Annotated in this window: 26 protein-coding genes; 11 read left to right on the top strand and 15 right to left on the bottom strand. The window is 61.7% G+C overall.

What is annotated here, in order from left to right:
- Positions 1-5: 5 nt before the first annotated feature.
- From IV454_RS24435 to IV454_RS24445, 3 genes are read right to left on the bottom strand one after another with little or no spacing between them, the layout of a single operon-like run.
- A complete protein-coding gene (locus IV454_RS24435) occupies positions 6-539 on the bottom strand; it encodes a gamma carbonic anhydrase family protein (protein ID WP_206088247.1) in 534 nt (177 codons plus the stop codon).
- 2 nt (positions 540-541) lie between these two features.
- Entirely contained in the window at positions 542-1513 is a 972-nt protein-coding gene (locus IV454_RS24440; RefSeq protein WP_206088248.1) for a threo-3-hydroxy-L-aspartate ammonia-lyase, read from the bottom strand.
- A complete protein-coding gene (locus IV454_RS24445; RefSeq protein ID WP_206088249.1) occupies positions 1510-2154 on the bottom strand; it encodes a helix-turn-helix transcriptional regulator in 645 nt (214 codons plus the stop codon). The genes IV454_RS24440 and IV454_RS24445 overlap by 4 nt, the downstream gene beginning before the upstream one ends.
- Before the next feature lie 10 nt (positions 2155-2164).
- Between IV454_RS24445 and IV454_RS24450 the strand changes: the two genes are divergently transcribed.
- Entirely contained in the window at positions 2165-2686 is a 522-nt protein-coding gene (locus IV454_RS24450; RefSeq protein WP_206088250.1) for a DUF6463 family protein, read from the top strand.
- A gap of 6 nt (positions 2687-2692) precedes the next feature.
- Here the strand turns inward: IV454_RS24450 and IV454_RS24455 are convergent, their stop codons facing one another.
- Complete coding sequence (locus tag IV454_RS24455) at positions 2693-3235, bottom strand: TetR/AcrR family transcriptional regulator (protein ID WP_054262535.1); 543 nt, start codon at positions 3233-3235, stop codon at positions 2693-2695.
- Between the two features lie 82 nt (positions 3236-3317).
- Here IV454_RS24455 and IV454_RS24460 point away from each other — a divergent pair, with 82 nt between their 5' ends.
- Positions 3318-4226, top strand: coding sequence for an alpha/beta fold hydrolase (locus IV454_RS24460; protein ID WP_206088251.1), 909 nt, complete (start codon positions 3318-3320; stop codon positions 4224-4226).
- An 86-nt stretch (positions 4227-4312) separates the two neighbouring features.
- On the opposite strand, the gene IV454_RS24465 is transcribed toward IV454_RS24460, so the two are convergent.
- Positions 4313-4603 (bottom strand): hypothetical protein, encoded by a 291-nt coding sequence (locus IV454_RS24465; RefSeq protein WP_206088252.1) that lies wholly within the window; start codon positions 4601-4603, stop codon positions 4313-4315.
- Positions 4604-4766: 163 nt separating this feature from the next.
- Here IV454_RS24465 and IV454_RS24470 point away from each other — a divergent pair, with 163 nt between their 5' ends.
- A complete protein-coding gene (locus IV454_RS24470) occupies positions 4767-5222 on the top strand; it encodes a GNAT family N-acetyltransferase (RefSeq protein WP_206088253.1) in 456 nt (151 codons plus the stop codon).
- Here IV454_RS24470 and IV454_RS24475 read toward each other — a convergent pair.
- The 10 genes from IV454_RS24475 to IV454_RS24520 form a co-directional block, all read right to left on the bottom strand.
- Positions 5195-5740, bottom strand: a complete 546-nt coding sequence (locus IV454_RS24475; protein ID WP_229521824.1) for a GNAT family N-acetyltransferase — start codon at positions 5738-5740, stop codon at positions 5195-5197. The two genes, IV454_RS24470 and IV454_RS24475, sit on opposite strands and share 28 nt — an antisense overlap.
- A gap of 2 nt (positions 5741-5742) precedes the next feature.
- Positions 5743-6315 carry a helix-turn-helix domain-containing protein gene (locus IV454_RS24480; RefSeq protein WP_206088254.1) on the bottom strand — a complete coding sequence of 191 codons (573 nt, stop codon included), beginning with the start codon at positions 6313-6315 and terminating at the stop codon, positions 5743-5745.
- A gap of 107 nt (positions 6316-6422) precedes the next feature.
- Entirely contained in the window at positions 6423-8510 is a 2088-nt protein-coding gene (locus tag IV454_RS24485) for a 3-hydroxyacyl-CoA dehydrogenase NAD-binding domain-containing protein (RefSeq protein ID WP_206088255.1), read from the bottom strand.
- A gap of 218 nt (positions 8511-8728) precedes the next feature.
- On the bottom strand, positions 8729-9433 hold the full coding sequence (locus IV454_RS24490; protein ID WP_206088256.1) for an ABC transporter ATP-binding protein: 705 nt from the start codon (positions 9431-9433) through the stop codon (positions 8729-8731).
- Positions 9430-10194: an ABC transporter ATP-binding protein gene (locus tag IV454_RS24495; RefSeq protein ID WP_206088257.1), complete on the bottom strand. Its 765-nt coding sequence runs from the start codon at positions 10192-10194 to the stop codon at positions 9430-9432. The genes IV454_RS24490 and IV454_RS24495 overlap by 4 nt, the downstream gene beginning before the upstream one ends.
- On the bottom strand, positions 10191-11468 hold the full coding sequence (locus IV454_RS24500; RefSeq protein ID WP_206088258.1) for a branched-chain amino acid ABC transporter permease: 1278 nt from the start codon (positions 11466-11468) through the stop codon (positions 10191-10193). Before IV454_RS24500 ends, IV454_RS24495 begins: the two co-directional genes overlap by 4 nt.
- The gene (locus tag IV454_RS24505; protein WP_206088259.1) at positions 11465-12409 is read right to left on the bottom strand and encodes a branched-chain amino acid ABC transporter permease; all 945 of its coding nucleotides are present in this window, start codon (positions 12407-12409) and stop codon (positions 11465-11467) included. The genes IV454_RS24500 and IV454_RS24505 overlap by 4 nt, the downstream gene beginning before the upstream one ends.
- A gap of 261 nt (positions 12410-12670) precedes the next feature.
- Positions 12671-13906: a branched-chain amino acid ABC transporter substrate-binding protein gene (locus IV454_RS24510; RefSeq protein ID WP_370663796.1), complete on the bottom strand. Its 1236-nt coding sequence runs from the start codon at positions 13904-13906 to the stop codon at positions 12671-12673.
- Positions 13907-14136: 230 nt separating this feature from the next.
- Complete coding sequence (locus IV454_RS24515; RefSeq protein ID WP_282961371.1) at positions 14137-15789, bottom strand: 3-(methylthio)propionyl-CoA ligase; 1653 nt, start codon at positions 15787-15789, stop codon at positions 14137-14139.
- A 259-nt stretch (positions 15790-16048) separates the two neighbouring features.
- The gene (locus IV454_RS24520) at positions 16049-17008 is read right to left on the bottom strand and encodes an MYG1 family protein (RefSeq protein WP_206088261.1); all 960 of its coding nucleotides are present in this window, start codon (positions 17006-17008) and stop codon (positions 16049-16051) included.
- A 368-nt stretch (positions 17009-17376) separates the two neighbouring features.
- On the opposite strand from IV454_RS24520, the gene IV454_RS24525 reads away from it, so the two are divergent.
- The 8 genes from IV454_RS24525 (at position 17377) to IV454_RS24560 (ending at position 22870) form a co-directional block, all read left to right on the top strand.
- Complete coding sequence (locus IV454_RS24525; RefSeq protein WP_206088262.1) at positions 17377-17781, top strand: hypothetical protein; 405 nt, start codon at positions 17377-17379, stop codon at positions 17779-17781.
- 5 nt (positions 17782-17786) lie between these two features.
- Positions 17787-18074 carry a hypothetical protein gene (locus tag IV454_RS24530; RefSeq protein ID WP_206088263.1) on the top strand — a complete coding sequence of 96 codons (288 nt, stop codon included), beginning with the start codon at positions 17787-17789 and terminating at the stop codon, positions 18072-18074.
- 152 nt (positions 18075-18226) lie between these two features.
- The gene (locus IV454_RS24535; RefSeq protein ID WP_206092813.1) at positions 18227-19750 is read left to right on the top strand and encodes a protein adenylyltransferase SelO; all 1524 of its coding nucleotides are present in this window, start codon (positions 18227-18229) and stop codon (positions 19748-19750) included.
- A gap of 11 nt (positions 19751-19761) precedes the next feature.
- A complete protein-coding gene (gene msrB, locus IV454_RS24540) occupies positions 19762-20157 on the top strand; it encodes a peptide-methionine (R)-S-oxide reductase MsrB (RefSeq protein WP_206088264.1) in 396 nt (131 codons plus the stop codon).
- A 15-nt stretch (positions 20158-20172) separates the two neighbouring features.
- Positions 20173-20808, top strand: a complete 636-nt coding sequence (locus tag IV454_RS24545; protein ID WP_054262552.1) for a septation protein A — start codon at positions 20173-20175, stop codon at positions 20806-20808.
- The gene (locus tag IV454_RS24550; protein ID WP_054262553.1) at positions 20805-21080 is read left to right on the top strand and encodes a BolA family protein; all 276 of its coding nucleotides are present in this window, start codon (positions 20805-20807) and stop codon (positions 21078-21080) included. The genes IV454_RS24545 and IV454_RS24550 overlap by 4 nt, the downstream gene beginning before the upstream one ends.
- Positions 21081-21185: 105 nt before the next feature.
- Positions 21186-21965: a peptidylprolyl isomerase gene (locus IV454_RS24555; RefSeq protein ID WP_054262554.1), complete on the top strand. Its 780-nt coding sequence runs from the start codon at positions 21186-21188 to the stop codon at positions 21963-21965.
- Positions 21966-22066: 101 nt separating this feature from the next.
- Positions 22067-22870, top strand: a complete 804-nt coding sequence (locus tag IV454_RS24560) for a peptidylprolyl isomerase (protein ID WP_206088265.1) — start codon at positions 22067-22069, stop codon at positions 22868-22870.
- The last annotated feature ends 51 nt before the right edge of the window (positions 22871-22921 follow it).

Genomic DNA, 22921 nt, shown 5'->3' on the forward strand with positions numbered 1-22921 from the left:
CCCTGTCACACGCTGCCCAGATAATTGTTTTTGACGCGGACATAATGCTCCGCCGAGTATTTCAGAAACGCCAGTTCGGCATCGGTCAGCGCGCGCACTTTTCTTACCGGACGGCCGACATACAAATAGCCGCTTTCCAGCACTTTCCCCGGCGGGACCAGGCTACCGGCGCCAACCATCACCTGCGGCGAAATCACCGCATCGTCCATCACGATGGCGCCCATGCCGATCAGGCATTCGTCGCCGATCGTGCAGCCGTGCAAAATGGTGTTATGCCCGATGGTGACATAGTCGCCGATGATTAACGGCGAACCGAGCGGCTTGTCGGGATGCTTGTGCGAGACGTGACACATCACGAAATCCTGGATATTCGAGCAGCGCCCGACCACGATGTGATTCACATCGCCGCGCACCACCGCGTTGCACCAGACCGAGGAATGATCGCCCAGGGTCACGTCGCCGATCACCTGCGCCGACGCGTGGATATACGTTTCCCCGCCCAGGCGCGGATGGGCATCGAGATAGGAAGATAAAGGCATGCTCAGGCTCCCTTCTGGATCAGCATCGCCATGCGCTGCAGGTCGATATTTCCGCCCGAGACAATCACGCCAACCCGCTGATCCTTGAAGTCCATGCGGCGACTGAGCGCAACGGCCGCGCCCAGGCAACCGGACGGCTCCACGGTGATTTTCATGTGCCCGGCGAAAAACCGCATCGCCTCGACCAGGTCGGCATCGGATACCGTCAGGATATCGTCGACCCTCTCGCGGATCACCGCAAACGTGTGCTTGCCCAGGTGCTGGGTCTGGGCGCCGTCGGCAATGGTATCGGGGGTGGCGATGTGGACGATCTCGCCGCTGCGGAAACTGCGCTGGCCATCGTTGCCCGCTTCCGGCTCCACGCCGAACACGCGGCAGCCGGGGTTCATGGCCCTGGCCGCGGTCGCGCAGCCCGACAGCAGGCCGCCGCCGCCCAGTGGCACCAGCAGCACGTCGAGCGGGCCGGCATCCTCGATCAATTCCTTGGCCGCGGTGCCCTGCCCCGCCATCACGTGCACATGGTCGTAAGGCGGAATCAGGGTCAGGCCGCGCTCCAGCGCCAGCGCGTTACCGATTGCCTCGCGGTCTTCGGCATAGCGGTCGTACATCACCACCTCGGCGCCGTAGCCGCGCGTGGCTGCCACCTTGATGGCCGGCGCGTCAAGCGGCATGACGATCACCGCCTTGATGCCGAGCAGTTCCGCGGCCAGCGCAATGCCTTGCGCGTGATTACCCGACGAAAACGTGACGACGCCGCAGGCGCGCTGTTCGGCCGTGAACTGGGCCAGCGCGTTGTAGGCGCCGCGCATCTTGAAGGCGCCGGTACGCTGCAGGTTTTCGCATTTGAAGAATATCTGGGCGCCGGTCCGGGCGTTGGCGGTCGTGGATGTGAGCACCGGGGTGCGATGGACCGCCCCGGCAATGCGTTCGTGGGCGCGCGCGACGTCGTCGAAGGAAATGGGTAGCTCGATCATGGCGATGGATCTTTCTGTGGAAGATAGGAGTAAACGGTAGGCCGCGCGACACCGAGCATGGACGCCACGACGGCCTGGGCGTTTTTCAGGTCCATCAGGCCGAGGTCGGCGAGCTGCTGCACGGCTTGGCGCCGCTGGGCCGGGCTCAGGGCGTGCGGGGTCTTGTTCAGTTGCGCGGCAAAGCGGTCCAGGGTGGCGCGCAGCTCGTCCAGGCGGGGCGATGCGAGCGATTCGCGGATGGGCGTGTCCGCCGGCTGGGTTTGCGCCAGCTGCGACAGGCTGGCGGCGACACTGGTGAGCATCGACACGTCCACATTCAGGCACAGCGCGGCAACATAGTCGCCTTCGCTGTTGCGCAGGCCGATCGAGGTGCTTTTCGCAGGCCGCCCGTCGGGGAACTGATTCGGGTAATTTTGCAGGATGTCGGGAAAATCCGGATCGGTGATGCGCGCGAGGCCAATGACGGTGGTGGGATCGCCCACCTCGCGCCCGGACAGGTTGTTGGAGATCGCCACGATGGACGATGCCGGGCGCGTGAGGTCGTGCAGCACCACTTCCACCAAGGGCGCCAGGGTGCGTCCCAGGGCTTCGACGATTTTCTTTCCCTCCCGCAGGAGCAGTTCATTTTCGCTAATGGTCATGGCTGACATTATGTCACTGATCGACGATATGTCAAACAATTGCACCATACCTCAGGGTATTGACGAGCCGCGCCAGAGCTGCCATCATTGCGACCATACCATAGAGTATGGTTACGTGTGGCATTCTGCCGCGCGTTTGACCTTAAAGGAACCCCCTGTGACCATTGCTTGGAAATACGTCGCCGCCGCCGCCCTGTTGGCCCTCGGCATACTCCACATCCTGTTCGGCCTGACACGCTTCCATGCCGTGCTGACAGCCGCCTGGCACGAAGGCCTGGCCGGTCGCTTCGGCACCGATGACGAGCGCCGGCTGGCCTTCTGGTTCATCGCCTTCGGCGCCCCGCTCACCCTGTGCGGTCACCTTGCAGTCCGGGCTGCCGCGGCCGCCGACCTGAAGACCCTCGGCCTGATCGGGCTGTACGGGTGCGCGACCGGCGCCGTGGGGATCATCGCCTTTCCCCGCTCACCGCTGTGGGGATTGCTTGCCGTGTCCATCTTGCTCGTTGCCGTCGGGCAGGAATGGCTGGTCTAGCGCCCCCTAGCTTTTACCCGGCGGCTTGAGCAATTGCACCACCGTGCGGATCTCGGCCTCGCTCATCTCCGGCGCGCCGATGGCGGCATGCCCGATGAAGGCGCAGTAATTCCAGCGCGCGATCACCGGCGCTTCGTCCGCCGGCCAGCCGATATCGGTCAACAGCTTGGCGACGTAATCGACCCGCTTGCGATCGACCCGCTGCTGCACTTCCCTGACCTGTTCATTGGTCATGGACCACGCGCGAATCGCCCGGCCCAGGGTGAACAAGTGCGGCGGGCCGCCGGTGAACAACTTCGCCAGCTTGCTGCCGACGTCGATATCCTCCTGGTCGACAATGTCCATCACGCGCTGCGTGTGGACCTGCTCCCACTCTTCCATCACCGCGGATTGGTAGTCTTCCAGATTCTTGAAATGCCAGTAAAAACTGCCCTTGGTGACCCCCATCTTTTGCGCAATCGTCATGATGCGCAAACCTTCGGGGCCATCCTCGGCCAGTGCCTGCAAGCCGGCGCTAAGCCAGCTCTGTCGGTTCTTTTTATCGTCCATGCGTCATCATACCGAATGGTCTTGACAAGTCCAATGGTTGCTGTGAAGCTGCCCATACTTTACGGTATGGAGAACAACAACGATGAGTTCCTGGACAACCCGCCTGGGCGACCGCCTGCTCGGCATGGCGATGGCGGCGGAATGCAAATCGGCACGGCTCGATGCGGCCGCGGTGGCGGTCGATGGCGGGCGTATCGCCTATCTGCGGCGCGGCACCGGCCTGTCGGAGGCGATCGTGATGCTGCATGGCGCCGCCAGCGACAAGTCGGCATGGCTGCGGCTGGCGAAAACCATGCGTACCGGTATGACCATCCTGATTCCCGACCTGCCCGGCCACGGCGAGAGCCCCGCGCAAGCGGCGTCGTGTTACAACGTTCAGTCGCAGGCCGGGCGCATGCTGGGCTTTCTTGCGGCGCTCGGGGTCGGGCGCGCTCACCTGATCGGCAACTCGATGGGCGGCGCGGTTGCCTTGCGGATGGCGGCCGATTCCCCCGGCAGCATTGCTTCCCTGGTGTTGATCGACGCAGCCGGAGCGGAAACGTCGTCAAGCTGGCTGCGCCAGCAGTTTTCAGATGCCGGGACCAATCCCATGGTTGCGATCCACAACACGGCTGATTATAAAAAGATGATCGGCATCGGCATGGAAAAGCCGCCGCATATTCCCGATTTCCTGCTCGCTGCGCTGGCCAGGAGCTACATGGCCCGCGAAGAAATCAACCTGCGCATCGCGCGCGACATCGAAACCGACCTGGACCAGCGCCGCGTCCTGGGCGTGATCGACGCGCCTTCGCTCATCATCTGGGGCGCGCAAGACAAGGTCGTGCACGTGGACGATGCGCAGACGCTTCACTCCGGTTTGCGCAACAGCGAAAAAGTGGTGCTCGAAGGAATAGGCCACCTACCCATGGTCGAGGCACCGAAACAGGTGGCGGCACTGTGCGACGCTTTCTATGCCGGCCGGGCGGCCGCGCGTTTGCCCAAGGCCGCCTGACCGAGACCGAACCGTCATCCCGCCTCACACCAGAAACACGAGCGTACTGCGCATGACGGTCAAGGTGCACCGGTGAAAGCCATATCTCAGCTGGCATAGAATTGGTCGGCAGTCGCTTTCAAACCGCAACCGGGGATGAATTGCTCAGATACGGTCAGGATGGCATACAGATTTTGCTTCAGCTCATCGGCTGAAAGCTCGCCGTCCTTGAGCGCCGTTTGCAGCAAGTGGAGAGCCATATCCGCAAGCAGTATCCTCTGCTTCTCCGTCCAGCCCGGATCACCGCGTACCGATCCGTGGCCGCGGTAGGCAGATTCGGTCAGGCCATGCGCCTTGCGGCCTAACACGACAATCTCATTCTTGATCGTTTCATCCATCGTACTCTTCCTGTTTTACGACATTGACGCCGCGTAGCGCGGCCCGGAGGCTGACACTGATGCCGCCGCCAGGGCAGCGGCAACGCAAAAGCTTATTTGATGATACATTTTCAATTTACGCAGGGCAACCTGTGCCGAACTTACTTTCATGGATGAGACCCGCATGAGCACTATTTGTATCCGTCAGGCCGTACTCGCCGATCTTGACGCCTTGTCAGTTTTATTCGATGGCTACCGCCAGTTCTACGGTCGCGAGAGCGATGTGGCGGCCGCGAAAAGGTTTTTGTCGGAGCGGATCGATCACGCCGAGTCCGTCCTCTTCATTGCCCATGAAGGAAGCGATCCCATCGGCTTTGCGCAGCTGTATCCGAGCTTTTCGAGTGTTTCGCTCGGACGAATCTATATCCTCAATGATCTGTTTATCCACGAGTCGGGACGTCGCAAGGGTGTCGGAGCCGGCCTTCTTTCCGCTTCCATCGATTTCGCCAGGACAGCCGGGGCGATTCGTCTTGCGCTCTCGACCGCGAATACAAATACCAAAGCGCAAGCGCTTTATGAAGCACAAGGCTGGGAACGCGACGACGACTTTTTCTATATGTATCCGATACCGCAGTCCTGAGCCCCGATCCGCTTCCAGTACAGCAAGGTGCCCGTCAGGCCCCCATGGGGCTTGAGCGCATAGCCGGGAATCTCGCCGGCCAGGGTGAAGCCATGTTTCGCGTACAGCCCGGCAGCGCCGCCGTCGCTGGCGGTATCGAGTACCAGCAGCGTCTTGCCGCGTGCCACGGCAGCAGCCTCGGCAGCCTGCAGCAGGGCCGCCGCGATGCCGCGCCCACGGCAGCGCGGCAAGGTCATCATCTTGGCGATTTCCGCGCGGTGCGGCTGGTTGGGCGGGCAGTCGAGCAGCAGGCTGACCGTTGCCACCAGTTGCTCGTCCTCAAACGCGCCGAACACGATGCGCTGGCCATCGGCCGCCGCTTGCAGCGCGCGTTCCCAGAAGGCCTGCGCTTCCGAGCGGGCCAACGGATGCATGAAGCCGACCGAGCCGCCCTGGGCGACCACCTCGGCCAGCAATCCCGCCAGGGTGTCGATGAGTGCCGGCGCCCCCGCCAGCGGACGAATGTGGATGTCGGGCATGCTCAACTCCTTGCGAGAACAACCAGGTAACGGCAGGTGTCCGCGCCCTCATTGGCGATGGTCACCTCGGACGGCGGCCCGAAGCCGAGACAGTCGCCAGCCTCCAGGCGGTGTTGTTCGCCGCCCTCCACCACCGTCAGCGAGCCCGTCTGGACCCAGAGCGCCTGGCGGATATGCGCGTACGACGAGGCCGGCAACACCACCCTTTGGCCGGGCGGCATGTCGACCTGCACGATTTCCACGGGATGATCGGGGCGCGCATACACTTGCCGGCGGACATAGCCGCTATCCGGATCGCGCCAGACGGGCTGCTGCGCCGCGCGCATGACGCGGCTGGCATCGTCGTGCCCTTCCGCACGCAGCAACAGGCCGGCCAGGGTAAGGTCGAAGGCGCCGGCCAGCCGTACCAGGATGACCGCCGTGGGGCTGGTCTCTTCGCGCTCGATCTTGCTGATGGTGGCCTTGGCCACGCCGGAACGGGCTGCCAGATCAGCCAGCGACCAGCCGCGCGCGTCGCGCTCCAGGCGCAGCCGGCGGGCGATGGCAGCGCTTGTATCGTCTTTTATTGTATTCATTTGTCCAATATAATGGACGACGCGAGGCAATGCAAGCGTTTGTGGGCAATAAAAAAGGCAGCGCCCGGAATGCCGGGGCTGCCTTTTTCAGTGGCGATATCGCTGGATTAGCTGTTGAAGCCCTTGCCTTCGGCGGCCAGTCGCACCATCAGCGGGGCCGGTGCCCAAGCGTTGCCATGACGGCCTTTGGCATATTTCTCCATCGCCATCAGCACATTGGCCAGGCCGACCGTATCGGCATAGAACATCGGACCGCCGCGGAACACGGGGAAGCCGTAGCCGGTCAGGTAGACCATGTCGATGTCGGAAGCGCGCATGGCGATGCCCTCTTCCAGGATGCGCGCGCCTTCGTTGACCAGCGAATAGACCAGGCGCTCGACGATCTCTTCATCGCTGATCTTGCGGCGCTCGACGCCGATATCGGCCGAGTGCTTGACGATCATGTCGTTGACGTCCTGCGAGGCATAGGCCTTGCGGTCGCCGGCCTTGTAGTCGTACCAGCCGGCGCCGGTTTTCTGGCCGTAGCGGCCCATTTCGCACAGCAGGTCGGCGGTTTTCGAGTAGGTGATCTCGGGCGACTCGACATAGCGGCGCTTGCGGATGTACCAGCCGATATCGTTGCCGGCCAGGTCGCCCATGCGGAACGGCCCCATCGCAAAGCCGAATTTCTCGACGGCTTTATCGACCTGCTCCGGCAGGCAGCCTTCTTCCAGCAAGAAACCGGCTTGGCGGCTGTACTGCTCGATCATGCGGTTGCCGATGAAGCCGTCGCACACGCCCGACACCACGCCGGTCTTGCGCAGTTTTTTCGACAGCGCCAGGGTGGTGGCCAGCACGTCCTTGCCCGTCTTGGCGCCGCGCACGATTTCCAGCAGTTTCATCACGTTGGCCGGGCTGAAGAAGTGGGTACCGACCACATCCTGCGGACGGCTGGTGAAGCCGGCGATCTTGTTCACGTCCAGGGTCGAGGTGTTCGACGCCAGGATCGCTCCCGGCTTCATTACCGAATCGAGCTGCTTGAAGACCGATTCCTTCACGCCCATGTCCTCGAACACGGCTTCGACCACGATGTCGGCCTGGGCGATGTCGGCGTAATTGAGCGTACCGCTGATGAGGCCGACGCGCTGTTCGAACTTCTCTTGCGTGAGCTTGCCCTTTTTCATCGTGTTTTCGTAGTTCTTGCGGATCGTGGCGATGCCCTTGTCCAGCGCTTCCTGCTTGGTTTCGAGCAGAATGACGGGAATGCCGGCATTGACGAAGTTCATGGCGATGCCGCCGCCCATGGTGCCGGCGCCGATGATGGCGGCCTGCTTGATGTCGCGGGTCGGCGTGTCGGCTGGCACGTCCGGAATCTTGCTGGCGAGACGCTCGGCGAAGAAGGCGTGGCGCAGCGACTTCGATTCCGGCGTCTGGATCAGGTGCAGGAAGCGCTCGCGCTCGAACTTGATGCCGTCTTCAAACTTCTTGGTGACCGAGGCCGCCACGGTTTCGACGCATTCCATTGGCGCCGGGAACGCGCCGGACATGGCTTTGACGGTGTTGCGCGAAAATTGCAGGAAGGCTTCGTGGTTCGGGTAGTTCACCTTGCGGTCGCGCACGCGTGGCAGCGGACGCACGTCGGCGACCTTGTTGGCGAAGGCCACGGCCGAGTCGATCAGCTTGGCGTCGGAAGCGAATACTTCATCGAACAGTGCGGTGCCGGCGAATTTTTCCGAGGGCACTGGAGTGCCGGAGACAATCATGTTCAAGGCCATTTCCAGACCGACAACGCGCGGCAGACGTTGCGTGCCGCCAGCGCCCGGCAGCAGGCCGAGCTTGACTTCCGGCAGCGCGATTTGGGCGCCCGGCATGGCGACCCGGTAGTTGCAGCCGAGCGCCAGTTCGAGACCGCCGCCCATGCAGACCGTGTGGATCGCGGCGACGACGGGCTTGGTCGAGCTTTCGGCGACCTGGATCAGCGTGTGCAGGGTCGGTTCCGTGAGCGCCTTGGGCGAATTGAATTCCTTGATGTCGGCGCCACCGGAAAACGCCTTGCCGGCGCCGGTGATGACGATCGCCTTGACGGCGTCGTCCGCCAGCGCGCGGCGAATGCCGGCCACCGCGGCGGTACGCGTCTCAAGACCCAGTCCGTTGACTGGTGGATTGTTCAGTGTGATGACGGCAACGCTGCCATTGACCAGGTATTCGGCGCTCATGTCTCTTCCTTTGTTAGTGGGTTCAGCAGTCTTCGACTATACATCATAATAGAACGGTCGTATTATTTTTTGTGAGGGGTGGTCAGGAGTTTTTCGGGGTTAACGGCGGATCGACGAACTTGGGTTCCCGCCTGCGCGGGAACGACGGTCTCAGGGGCAATGGTAGAAATATCCGTCGTTCCCGCGAAGGCGGGAATCCAAGTACGTCTCGCCGCCACTCACACCTCCAACCACTCCTTCCGTACCCCAGCATCCCCCCTCAACTCCTGCGGCGTCCCCTCGAACACAATCGCCCCGTGCCCCATCACATACACCCGCTGCGAAATCTCCAGCGCAATAGCCAGTTTCTGCTCCACCAGCAGCACCGAAATCCCCTTCTCCTTGAGCGCCAATAAATACTCAGCCACCAGCGCCACGATCTTCGGCGCCAGGCCCTCGGTCGGCTCATCGATCATGATCAGGTCCGGATCGCCCATCAGGCTGCGGCACAAGGTCAGCATCTGCTGCTCCCCGCCCGACAAGAACCCGGCCGCCACCGTGCGCCGTTCCAGCAGGCGCGGAAACATGTTGTACATGTCATCGAGCGCCCAGCGCCCGGTCACGCCCGTCTTCTTCTGCCCCAGGATGAGGTTCTGCTCCACCGTCAGGGTCGGAAAAATATCCCGGTTCTCCGGCACATACGCCAACCCCTTGTGCGCGATCTGGAACGCTTTCAATCCCAGCACTTCCTCCCCCTTGAACAGCACCGACCCGGTGGCACTGACCTGCCCCATCACCGCCTTGACCAGGGTCGAGCGCCCTACCCCATTGCGCCCCAGCAGGCTGACAATCTCGCCTTTTCCGATCTGCAGATCGACCCCGTGCAGAATATGCCCCTTGCCGTAAAACGCATGCAGCTCCTTAATCTCCAGAATGGCGCTCATGCGGCTTCCTCGCTGCCTTCGTGGCCCAGATAGGCCGCCTGCACGGCGCCATTCGAACGGATATTGGCCGGCGTATCGCAGGCGATCACCTCGCCGTACACCAGCACCGCGATCTTATCGGCCAGCCCGAACACCACGCTCATATCGTGCTCCACCATCACCAGCGATTTGCCGACCGTGACCTTGCGGATCAATTCGACCGCCGCATCCGATTCCGAACGGCTCATCCCGGCGGTGGGCTCGTCGAGCAGAATCACATCTGCCCCGCCGGCGATGGTGATGCCGATTTCCAGCGCGCGCTGTTCGGCATAGGTCAGCACGCCTGCAAGAACCTTGCGCTGGCGCTGCATGCCGATCTGCTCCAATACCTGTTCCGCGCGCTCATGGGCGTCACGCAGCCCGTTCAAACGCTGCCAGAACGAGTATTTATACCCGAGCGACCACAGTACCGCGCAGCGCAGGTTTTCATACACGGACAGCTTCTCGAACAGATTACTGATCTGGAAGCTGCGCGATAGTCCGAGCCGGTTGATCTCGAACGGGCGCAAGCCGCTGATGCTGTTCCCGTTAAGGCAAATATCGCCCGAGGTGATACCGAACCGGCCCGACACCAGATTGAACAAGGTCGATTTACCGGCGCCATTCGGGCCGATCACCGCCAGGCGTTCGCCTTTTTGCACGGTCAGGCTGGCGCCGCGGATAATTTCGGAGCGGCCGAAACTCTTGCGCACGTCTTTCAGTTCAAGTGCGGCCGTCGTCATGCGACACCTCCACGCTGTTGTGCCACGATTTCCGCATTGACGTCACTCCAGACTGCGACATATCCCGGCTGGAAGCGCCGGTAGCCCACCATGCCCGCCAGCAGCAAGGCGCCGGCCACCAGCCACGGCGCGGCCGATTTGGTGTCGATCGCCTGCCCGAAACGGGTCATGACGCTGCCGTTGGCCGAATCGAGGGTCAGGTGGTAGAGCATTTCGATGCCCATCACCATGCCCGCCAGGGCGACCAGCACACAGGCACCCACGGCCAGCAGCGGCTTCCAGATGCGCGCGAACTTGCGCGCGCCGGCGACCCGCAGCAGCATCAGGATCAGGCTGGCCAGCCCGGCCGGCGCATAGCGCACCAGCAAAACGAAGAACAGGCCCAGATACAGCTGCCACGCCGGCGTGAAGTCCGACAGCATCACCGAAAAGAAAACGCCGACGATGGTGCCGAGCAAGGGACCGAAGAAAAAGCCGATCCCGCCGATGAACACGAACAGCAAGATGCTGCCCGAACGGATGGCGCTGACGTTCTCGGCGCTGACGATCTCGAAGTTGATCGCCGACAGCCCGCCCGAAATACCGGCGAAGAAGGCTGACAGGATCAGGGTCAGGTAGCGCACCCATTGCGTGTCGTAGCCGATGAATTCGACCCTTTCGGGATTGTCGCGCACGGCATTGGCCATGCGCCCGAGCGGCGTTTGCGTAAAGGCGAACATGGCCACCGTGCTGGCGAACAGCCACGCGGCGATCAGGTAGTACACCTGCACCTGCGGCCCGTAGGTGATGCCCATGACGGCCACGCCGCGCACCCGGTTGGTGGTGATGCCGCCCTCGCCGCCGAAAAAGCCCGGAAACATCAGCGAGCTGGCAAACACCAGTTCCACCAGGCCCAAGGTGATCATGGCGAAGGTGGTGCCGGACTTCTTGGTCGTCACGTAGCCGAACAGCACGCCGAAAGCCATCCCGGCCACGCCGCCCACCAGGGGAATGAGCGAGGTCGGCACAAGCGCGCCGATGCCGGTACTGTTCATCGCGTGGATCGCGAAGAAGGCGCCCAGCCCGGAATAGACGGCGTGGCCGAACGACAGCATGCCGCCCTGCCCCAGCAGCATGTTGTAGGACAGGCCGAAAATCATTACGGTGCCGATCTGCGACAGGATCGACAGCGCCGCGCCCTTGCTGAAGATCAGCGGGGCCAGCACCAGGATCAGCGCGAAGCCGCCCCACACGAGGTAGCGGCCAAGGTTCAGCGGGGTGTAGGTGAGCCTCATTCGCGCGTCCCCATCAGGCCCTTGGGCCGGAAGATCAGAATCAGGACCAGCAGCAGGAACGGCAGGATGGCCGCGCTCTGCGAAATGGTCAGCTTGAGTACCTCGTAGCCGGGCGTGTCCATGGTGATGTTGGCGCCGATGCCGTTCAGGAGCGTCATCAAGGAATAATCGAGCGCGACGGCAAAAGTTTGCAGCACGCCGATCAGGAGCGAGGCAAAAAAGGCGCCCGCCAGCGAGCCCATGCCGCCGACCACGACCACCACGAAGATGATGCTGCCGACCGTGGCGGCCATGCCGGGCTCGGTCACGAAAGCGTTACCGCCAATCACACCCGCCAGCCCGGCCAACGCGCAGCCGCCGCCGAACACCCACATGAAGATGCGCGGCACGTTGTGGCCGAGCGCCTCGACCGCATCCGGATGGGTCAGCGCCGCCTGGATCACCAGCCCGACCCGGGTGCGCGTGAGCACCAGGTAAATTGCGGCCAGCATCGACAGCGCGACCAGCATCATGAAGCCGCGATAAATCGGGAAGCTGGTCGAGAACAGGGTGAACAGCGGTCCATCGAGCTCCTTGGGAATCGGATACGGCACCGCTGCCCGGCCCCACACCAGCTGGACCAGCTCGACCACGAGGTAGGACAGGCCGAAGGTGAACAGCAGCTCGGGAATGTGGCCGTATTTATGCAAGGGCCGCAGGCCGTAGCGCTCGACCAGCGCGCCGATCAGGCCGACAACGATGGGCGCGAGCACCAGCGCCGGCCAGAATCCGAGCACCTTGCTGATGGTGTAGGCAATGTAGGCGCCGAGCATGTAGAAACTGGCGTGCGCAAAGTTGAGCACGCCCATCATGCTGAAGATGAGGGTCAGGCCGGACGAGAGCATGAACAGCAGCAGTCCGTAACTGATCCCGTTCAGCAGGGTGAACAGTGTAAATTCCATAGAGGTCCGCAGGTTGGGTGGGCGTGCGCGGCCCACCGTGGTCGGAAATACGAAGGGGGTGGACACGCGTGCCGCAGCGGGCTCGCCCACCCTACAGTGTTGCCGTGACACGGGCACCCGGCGTAGGGACGCCCGGCGTGAGGGTGCCGCTACGCCAGGCGCCGCTACGCCAGGGACCCCTACGCCAGGCGCCCCTACGCCGGGCGCCCCGGACAGCGCCGGCCGGCTTGTGGCCGGGCGGCGCGCCCCTCGGTCGTGGCCTTAGGTCCCGGGCCGCTTCATCTGGCAGGAAGTCGGCTGGTTCGCCAGGTAGGCGTCGATCTTCTTTTCCATTTTCCAGCCGTAGCCGGTGTTTTCCTGGTCGTATTTGACATCCTTGCCGTTGGTCTTGGTCCAGGTGCCGATGAACAGTGGTTGCTGCAGCTGGTGGTCGGCCTTGTTCATGATGACTTCGCCGTTGATGCTGTTGAACTTGGCGCCTTCCATCGCAAACGCCACCTTGACCGGGTCGGTGCTCTTGGCCGCCTTGATGGCCTGGGCCAGCATGCCGATGCCGCTGTGGGTCTGGGCGGCGTAGTAATCGTCGTTGTATTTCTTCTTGTACGCTTCGACGATATCCTTGCCGAGGAATTTGTCGTTGTTGACCATCCAGTTGCCGACGATCTTGACGTGCTCGGCGCCGGCCGCGCCCATGGCGGTCGGCACGCCCGTGGTAATGCCGTAGTACGTGTAGAAATTGGCCTTGAGGTCGGCATCCTTGGCGGCGCGGATCAGCAGGGCCAGGTCGGCGCCCCAGTTGCCGGTGATGACGGTATCGGCGCCGGAAGCCTTGATCTTGGCGATGTAGGGCGAGAAATCCTTGACCTGGGCGATCGGGTGCAGGTCGTCGCCGGCGATCTTGATGTCCGGGCGCTTGCGTTTCAGGTATTCCTTGGCGGCGCGGCTGACGGCCTGCCCGAACGCGTAGTTCTGGCCGATGATGTAGACACTCTTGATGTCCTTGTTGGGCGCCATATAGGACGTCAAGGCTTCCATTTTCATGTCGGAGTTGGCGTCGAAGCGGAAGTGCCAGAAGCTGCACTTGCTGTTGGTCATGTCTGGATCGATGGCCGCATAGTTCAGGTACACGACTTCCTTGCCGGGATTGCGCTCGTTGTGCTTGTTGATCGCGTCCAGCAGGGCCAGGCCGACGCCGGAGCCGCTGCCCTGGGTGATGTAGCGGTAGCCCTGGTCGATGACGGCTTTGAGCTGGGTGAGCGATTCCTGCGGGCTGGCCTTGTTGTCGAAGCCCACCACCTCGATCTTGTGCTCGCCCGCCCACTTTTGCTGGGAAGCCATATCGGCGATCAACTGGAAGCTTTTGAGCTGGTTTTGCCCGACCGGCGCGAAGGGCCCGGACAGAGGGTCGATGAAGGCAATCTTCACGGTATCGGCCTGGGCCGACGCCGACAGCAATGCAAACGATACAGCCAGTGTCAACGGGCGAATAGTCTTGATCATGCGTCTCCATCCTTCTCTATTGTCTATGCGGGTCTGATGCCCTTGCAGCGAGTGCTGCCCATCTGGTGCTTGAAACCTCTTCTTGAATGTTCGTCGTACGGCTGTGCTTCTCTACTACGTTGACCCAAGAGTCGTCGCCCCCGCGCAGGCGGGGGTCCAAGCTGGCTCCGTAGTCCGCGACGGCTCATCGAACTTGGGCCCCCGCCTGCGCGGGGGCGACGGTTTGCTCACGCCACCGGCAACTGGTGCGCCTTGAACTGATCCCGCAGTTTGTTCTTTTGGATCTTGCCGGTCGCGCCCATCGGCAGCGCCTCGATGAACACCACATCATCGGGCATCCAGAATTTGGCGATCTTGCCTTCAAAAAACGCCAGCAACTCGTCGCGCGTCACCTCCATGCCCGGACGTTTGACCACCAATAACAGCGGACGTTCATCCCATTTCGGATGCGCGATGCCGATGCACGCCGCCTGCAGCACCGCCGGATGCGACACGGCAATGTTCTCCAGGTCGATGGTGCCGATCCACTCGCCGCCGGACTTGATCACATCCTTGCTGCGGTCGGTGATCTGCATGTAGCCGTCCGCATCGATGGTGGCCACGTCGCCGGTCGGGAACCAGCCATCCTGCAGCACGTCGCCGCCCTCGTTCTTGAAGTAGCTCTTGACGATCCACGGGCCTTTGACCAACAAATGACCGTAATTGCTGCCATCCCACGGCAATTCGGTGCCTGCGTCGTCGACGATCTTCATGTCGACGCCATAGATCGCGTGGCCCTGCTTCTGCAAAATCTTGCGCTGCGCATCCTTGTCCAAGGCCAGGTGCTTGGTCTGCAAGCCGCCCGCGGTGCCCAGCGGCGACATTTCGGTCATGCCCCAGGCGTGGATGACCTCGACATTGAATTTGTCGATCAAGGTATCCATCATGGCGGGCGGGCAGGCCGAACCGCCGATCACCGTGCGCCGGAAGGTGCTGAACTGCAACTGGTTCTGGAGCGCATGGTTGATCAGGCCCAGCCAGACGGTCGGCACGCCGGCCGAGAACGTGACCTTTTCAGCCTCGAACAGCTCGTACAGCGACTTGCCGTCCAGCGCCGCGCCGGGATATACCATCTTCGCGCCCGACAGCAGCACCGAATACGGCAAGCCCCAGGCGTTGACGTGGAACATCGGCACCACCGGCAGCACCGTGTCGGCCGAGGACACATTGAGCGCATTCGGCATCGCGGAACCATACGCGTGCAGCACGGTCGAACGGTGCGAATACAGCGCGCCCTTGGGGTTGCCCGTGGTGCCCGAGGTATAGCACAGCGACGCGGCCGAGTTTTCGTCGAACAACGGCCACTGGTAATCGTCCGAGCTGCTGGAAATCAAGTCTTCATAGCACAGCAGTTGCGGGATTGTGGTCTCGGCCGGCATGCGCTCGCGTCCGGCCATCAGGATGAATGCCTTGACGGTCGTGCAGTGGGCGGCCACGGCTTCGATCAGCGGCAGGAAGGTCTGGTCGAAGAACAGATACTGGTCTTCGGCGTGGTTCGCGATGTACGCGATCTGTTCCGGGTGCAGGCGCGGGTTGATCGTATGCAGCACGGCGCCCGACCCGGACACCGCGTAATACAGTTCCATGTGGCGGTAGCCGTTCCAGGCCAGGGTGGCGACCCGGTCGCCGAGCTTGACACCCAGGCCGGTGAGCGCGTTGGCCATCTGGCGCGCGCGCTGGTGGCAGTCGCGGTAGGTGTAGCGGTGAAGATCGCCCTCGACCCTGCGTGAAACGATTTCGGTGCTGCCGTAGTGCCTTGCCGCGAATTCGATAATGCTGGAGATGAGCAAAGGCTGGTCCATCATTTGCCCCATCAGTGGGCTCATCGGGTAAGACGTCATTAATACTCCTGTCATTCCATTGCGGCTGCGCTGCGGCAACCGTTGACTTAGTTTCGTACGACCGTGCTAAAACAGTCAATCATTTTCGATGGTGCAGCGCATCCAGACCGGTTGGTCCAGATGGCATGGACGTTAGCGTGACGTTTTCAGAGCCCCCCCCCATTTCAGCGCTTTCGCTATGCTTGGTGGAAGCCATGGTGGAGTTTCCGCCACCTGGTGCTCCAACGTCGCGATAGCGGTCCGTGTTCGGGCGCGATAACTAGACGTCGCGCTGCTGCCGCTGAAGCGCTTCAAGCGCCAAGGACGCCATGCGGCGTATACCCTCGTACGATTTGGCCGCCGCAATGAACCGGCCATTGTGGCAGAAGCCGGCATCTTCAACCCCGGTCACCGCGGCCAGCTGCGCGTCACGCAAGCCGGCCCATGCCTCCGGCAAATCCGCGCGCGCCTTGAAGCTGTCGGGGCTGACCGGAATTGCGTGGATCATGTAGCGCTGCTCGGCAATATTGTGACTGATGACGAACAGCAGTTCCGGCATTTCCTTGCGCACCACTTGCCCCCATGGCACCGCCCCATTTTGCAGGAACAGTACCCTGCCCTCCTCCAGCACTTCCGCCTGCCTCACCTGCTCCACCGCGAGCAAAACGCCCACGCGGTATTTCACGGCATTGGTCATGATGTCGGTGAGCAGGTCCATGGCGCGGCTAAATTGACTGAGCCTGTAGGCATCATCGGCGTCGCCGTAGCCCAGCCTTTGTTCGTCGAGCCAGTTCGGATTAAACCCGGACACCACCGCCGACAGGCCATAGCCGCCCGGCGCATTCTTGGCCGCACCCACGTCGGACAGGTCCAGGTACTGCACGACATCGGCGTCGATTGAATATGCCATCTCGGCCGCCTGGTCATCCGACAAGCGATGGCCCGTATGCGCCGCCGCCAGCGTGCTCACGCAGCGTGCCCCGTATTCCTTCCACACCAGTCCCGCACTTGCGTAGGGCACGCCCGTCTGGCGCGCGCCGACGAAACCCTTTTGGTGATGGTCGAAGCGCCCCGTGGCGGCGTCCCAAATACCGCCGACATCGACGGCAAAGTCAGCTGCCTCGACCCGTGCCGCATCGCGCGTGCGTAGCACCTCCGCCTGCGGAAACAATATCTTCAGCACTGCAACAGCCCATGCGTCGTCGGCGTGAAACTTGCCGCTGTGAGTCACTATCACCATAAAAAATCCAATCTCTTGTTCGCGGTGCGTTATTGCTCCCTGGCGGAATGATACCGGGTTCCGCTCATCGCATCGCCGAACCGCCCTCCACGTCAAACGCAAGCCGACCTCGCTTCGCGCAACGCAGTTCGCATGTTTGGGCCGCAAACTATTTGAAAGCTCGGATTCATCAACCAATTCCACCTATGAAATAACCGCGGGTGAACCAAACGCTTGCATCCGATTCGCTACTGCCTGTGCACCTGCAGGAAACGTTCTGAGCGGAACGGCGTATCGACGTTCGTAACGACATACCAGCTTGTTTCCAACGTTAAGCGGCCATTGCCGTCGGCCGCATTCGATACCAACAGAAAAATGGGAGCACTGAGATGGATACTCAATTTATTCGCAATGCAAGGCAGACGATGACGGGCGCCGTGGCCGGAGTGCTGCTGTGTTCAACGTTGGCGCTGGCGCCGGCCCACGCAGGCGTGCTTAACGGTATGTTGGTACTCGACGGCAATACAGCCGATCCATCGGGCGCCGCCCCGCCCGACGACTGGGAGAGCTTCCCGGCAAACCAGGCCAACACGGTGCGCGCAACCGGCATCGTGGCCGACGCCGTCCCGGCGGTGTTCAGGAACGATTCCAAAGACACGCTCGACATCAGCACATGGCGCTACGACCTGGGTTCATCGCCGCCAAAAACCGACATCAAAAACGGCTACGCGGCAGCCTATACCGACGCCGGTGACCTGGTCATTAACTTTGGCGCCGAAGCGGCCGCTGGGTAGGTTCGATGGATCTCGGCGGCGGAAGACCGGCGCAGTTTCGTTTCGACCTGAAAAGCGCCAACGGGCTGCTCACCGGCACGGCCAGCGTACCGGTCGGCGAGGCCAGCTTCGTCAACGGCCGCATCCGCGACCAGCACCTGTCATTCGATACCCAGCACCGGCTGCCGTCAACGGGCCGGGTCGTACTCACCCGCTTTTCGGGCGAAGTGCATGGGGATACGATTACATTGGACATCAACAGCGAGGGCGCAATGTCCCGCTTGCTGGTCCGGCGCGCCATGCCCTCACCATAAAGAAGGCCCCCCCTTGGCACACGCCGGTCGCCCTTGCCGGCCATCACCGTGTTGTCGTCGCTGACTCCCACCCGTCGTTTCTGCCAGTCGCAGGAACGACGGGTGGGTACGGGGACGACGACGACGCTACGCGCGTGAGCCCGGCCAAAAACATGGCCGGTACGGTAGAATCCCGCTATTGTTTTTCACCTGCTACCGCGACTGGATCCGCTATTAACGTCGATGACTTGCCACTAGACAATTCCTTTGCCGAATTGCCTCCCGCGTTTTACACCCGGCTCATGCCGACGCCGCTGCCAGCGCCTTATTTTGTGGCCGCCAGCACGCGCGCGGCCGCCCTCGCCGGGCTCGACCCGGCCGTGCTGGCGCAGGATGACTTCGTTGCCACCTTTACCGGCAACCACGTGCCGCCGCGCGCCAAGCCGCTCGCCGCCGTCTATTCCGGGCACCAGTTCGGCGTCTGGGCCGGCCAGCTCGGCGACGGCCGCGCCATCCTGCTCGGCCAACTGGCCGGCCCCGATGGCCCGATGGAGCTGCAACTCAAGGGCGCCGGCAAAACCCTTTACTCGCGCATGGGCGACGGACGCGCCGTGCTGCGCTCGTCGATCCGCGAATTCCTGTGCTCGGAAGCCATGGCAGCGCTCGGCATTCCGACCACGCGCGCCCTCGTCGTCACCGGTTCCGACCAGGGCATCCTGCGCGAAACGGTCGAAAGCGCGGCCGTCGTCACGCGCATGGCCCCCAGCTTCGTGCGCTTCGGCTCGTTCGAGCACTGGTCCTCGCGCGACAAACCGGAAGAACTGCGCATCCTGGCCGACTACGTCATCGCCACTTTTTACCCGGAGCTGGGCGACGCGCAGAATCCTTACCAAGCCCTGCTGCGGGAAGTCACGCGCCGCAGCGCGCAGATGATCGCGCACTGGCAAGCGGTTGGCTTCATGCACGGCGTCATGAACACCGACAATATGTCGATCCTCGGCCTGACGCTCGACTACGGTCCCTTCGGTTTCATGGAAGCCTTCGATGCCCAGCACATCTGCAATCACACCGACCAGCAGGGGCGCTATTCCTACGCCAACCAGCCCGAGGTGGGCCACTGGAACTGCTACGCCCTGGCCCAGGCCCTGCTGCCGCTGATCGGCGGTGTCGAGGAAGCGCAGGATGCGCTGGCGGTCTACCAGCCGGCCTTCGCCAACAAGATCGACGAGTTGCTGCGCGCCAAGCTGGGTTTGACCATGGCGCAGGACGACGATGCGCAGTTGTTCGATGCCATGTTTACCTTGATGAACGACAGCCACGTCGACTTTACCCAGTTCTTCCGCAAGCTGGGCACCTTGCAGCTCGACGATGCGGCGCAGGACAGCGCCCTGCGCGACCTGTTTTATGTGCGCGAGGCCTTCGACGCCTGGGCGGCCCGCTACCGCACCCGGCTGCGGGCCGAAGCGAGCGTCGATGCGCCGCGCAAGCTTGCAATGGACCGTGTCAACCCAAAGTATGTATTGCGCAATTACCTGGCCCAGGTCGCCATCGACAAAGCGCAAAACAACGATTTCTCCGAAGTGGCGCGGCTGCTGGCCGTGCTGGAGCATCCATTCGACGATCAACCCCACAACGAGCACTACGCGGCCTTGCCGCCCGACTGGGCGAGCCACCTCGAAGTCAGCTGTTCCTCCTGAAAGATACCGCCATGTCCGATAAAGTCACGAAAACCGACGCCGAATGGCGCGCCATGCTCGACCCGATGGAATACGAGGTCACGCGCCACGCGGCAACCGAACGCGCCTTCACCGGCAAGTTCTGGGACCACCATGAGCACGGTATCTACACCTGCGTGTGTTGCAACACGCCCTTGTTCGAATCGGATGCCAAATTCGATTCCGGCTGCGGCTGGCCGAGCTATTTCAAGGCGCTCGACCCGGCCAATGTGATCGAAAAAACCGACCGCGCACATGGTATGCTGCGCACCGAGATCATTTGCGCGGTCTGCGACGCGCATCTCGGCCACGTGTTTCCGGACGGCCCGCCGCCGACCGGATTGCGCTATTGCATTAATTCCGCATCCTTGCGTTTCGACCCAACCTGATCTACGAATACCAATATGAAATTTCTGTTCGACTTTTTCCCCATCCTGCTGTTCTTCGGCGTCTTTAAAGTCGCCGAGATGTATGAACAGGCATCGTTCGCCATCGCCACCAAATTTTTGGGCGGACTCGTTGCCGGTGGGAGCATCAAGCCGGACCAGGCGCCGATCATGATCGCCACGGTGGTCGCGATCGTCGCCACCACCTTGCAACTGGTCTACCTCAAGCTGCGCGGCCGCAAGATCGACGCCATGCTGTGGGTATCCTTTCTCATCATCACGATTTTCGGCAGCATGACCATTTACTTTCACGACGATGTTTTCATCAAGTGGAAACCGACCATCATCTACTGGGTGTTCGCGGTCGTGATGTGCGTGGCCCAGTTCGCCTTCGGCAAGAACCTCATGCGCCAGGCGATGGAAACGCAGATCAAGCTGCCCGAGCCGGTATGGAAAAACGTCGGCCTGTCATGGATGGTGTTCTTCTTCGTGCTCGGCGTGGTCAACCTGGTCGCCGCGTTTGTCATTTTCAAGGACAACACCAGCGCCTGGGTCAGCTTCAAGCTGTTCGGCATCAATGGCTTGCTGTTCGTGTTCATCATCGTGCAGACATTGATGCTGTCGAAGTACATCGAAGCGGAGGAACAGGCATGAACCAGGCAAGCCGCGCAGAGCGCATCCGCACCTTCCTCACCGCCGCGCTCGATCCGACGCTGCTCGAACTGACCGACGAATCGGCCCTGCATGCAGGCCACGCCGGGGCCGCTTCCGGAGGCAGCCACTTCCGCCTCAAGATCGTCTCGGCGCGTTTCGAGGGGCTCAGGCTCGTCATGCGACATCGACTCGTGTATGATTCCGTGCACGATATGATGCACAATGAAATCCACGCCCTTGCCATCACCGCCCTGGCCCCGTCCGAGCTGTGAGCATGGCGGTTTCAGAGCGCTTTAAGAAATCTGTCCGACAATTGAACGTAAAGTAAAAAAATTAATCTAACCTTTGTCCGTAACTTTTCCAAACAGGATTGAATAATGACCTTTAAGCCAGCCCGCTTGCTGTTAGCACTGATTGCCGTTGCCGCCATGCCTGCCTTCGCGCAGAATGCCGCTGTTGTCAACGGCAAGCCCATTCCATTGGCCCGTGTCGATGCAGTCGTCAAGCAAGTTGTTGCCCAAGGCCAGCAGCCTGATTCCCCGGAATTGCGCGAAATGGTCAAGAAAGACCTGATCGCCCGCGAAGTCATGATGCAGGAAGCCCTGAAAAAAGGTTTCGAGAAAGATGCCACCGTCAAGCAGCAGCTCGACAGCGCACGCCAGACCATCGTCATCAACGCGCTGGTGCGTGACTATGTCGCCAAGAACGCCGTCAGCGATGCCGACATCAAGGCCGAATACGAGCGCTACAAGGCGCAGGCCGGCGACAAGGAATACCATGTGCGCCACATCCTGACCGAGAACGAAGCCGACGCCAAGGCCATCATCGCCAAGCTCAAGGGCGGCGCCAAGTTTGAAGACCTGGCCAAGACCTCCAAGGATACCGGCACCGCCAACAGCGGCGGCGACCTCGAATGGGCACTGCCATCGTCGTTCCCGAAACCGTTCAGCGACGCTTTCGTCAGCCTGCAAAAAGGCCAGGTCGGCGAGAATCCGGTGCAAACGCCGGCCGGTTTCCACGTCATCAAGCTCGACGACACGCGTGCAGCCAAGCTGCCGACGTTCGACGAAGTGAAGCCACAAATTGCCGATTCGCTGCAGCAAAAGAAACTGCAAGCCTATCAGGAAGAAATGATCAAGAAAGCGGCGATCAAGTAAGGTCGCATGGCCGGCGCACGCTTGCGCCGGCGCTCGCTGGACCGATTGGCGGTATGATCCCGTCCAGCCGCATACTTTTGTAATCTATAGGATCTAAAATAATGATGTTCAAGCCTGCCCGCCTGTTGTTAGCCATCCTTGCGCTGGCCGCCGCACCTGCGTTCGCGCAGAAAAATAGTGCTCCGAGTAGTGCTCCCGTTGCAACCGTCAACGGTAAAGCCATTCCTGCCGCCAGGGTAGATCAGATCGTCAAGCAAGTCGTTGCACAAGGCAAGCAAACCGATTCGCCGCAACTGCGCGAAGCGATCAAGAAAGACCTGATCGGCCGTGAAGTCATGATCCAGGAAGCCGACAAGCAAGGCTTCGGCATGCGCCCTGAAGTCAAGTCCGCACTGGAAAACGCGCGCCAGAGCATCATCATCAACGCCATGCTGGCCGACTACGTCAAGAAGAACCCGGTCAAGGATGCCGAAATCAAGGCCGAGTACGAGCGCTACAAATCGACGGTCGGCGACAAGGAATACCACGCCAAGCACATCCTGGTGCCAACCGAAGAAGAAGCCAAGGCCCTCATCGCCAAGTTGAAAGCGGGCGGCAAGTTCGAAGAGCTGGCCAAGGCATCGTCGAAAGATGGCTCGGCGGCCAATGGCGGCGACCTGGACTGGGCGAGTCCGAACAACTATGTGCCCGAGTTCTCGAAGGCCATGGTCGCCCTGCAAAAAGGCGCGATCACCGACACGCCGGTCAAGACCCAGTACGGCTACCACATCATCAAGCTGGAAGATTCCCGTGCGACCAAGATTCTGCCGCTGGAAGAAATAAAGCAGCAAGTCGCCGAATCGCTGCAACAGCGCAAGCTCCAGCAGTTCCGTGAAGACCTGATGAAAAAAGCGACGATCAAGTAAGCCTGGTCAGTCCGTCTGAAAAAGCGCATCGTCCGGTGCGCTTTTTTTACG

Origin of the sequence: Massilia antarctica (assembly GCF_015689335.1) — a bacterium.
Classification (GTDB): Bacteria; Pseudomonadota; Gammaproteobacteria; order Burkholderiales; family Burkholderiaceae_D; genus Telluria_A; species Telluria_A antarctica.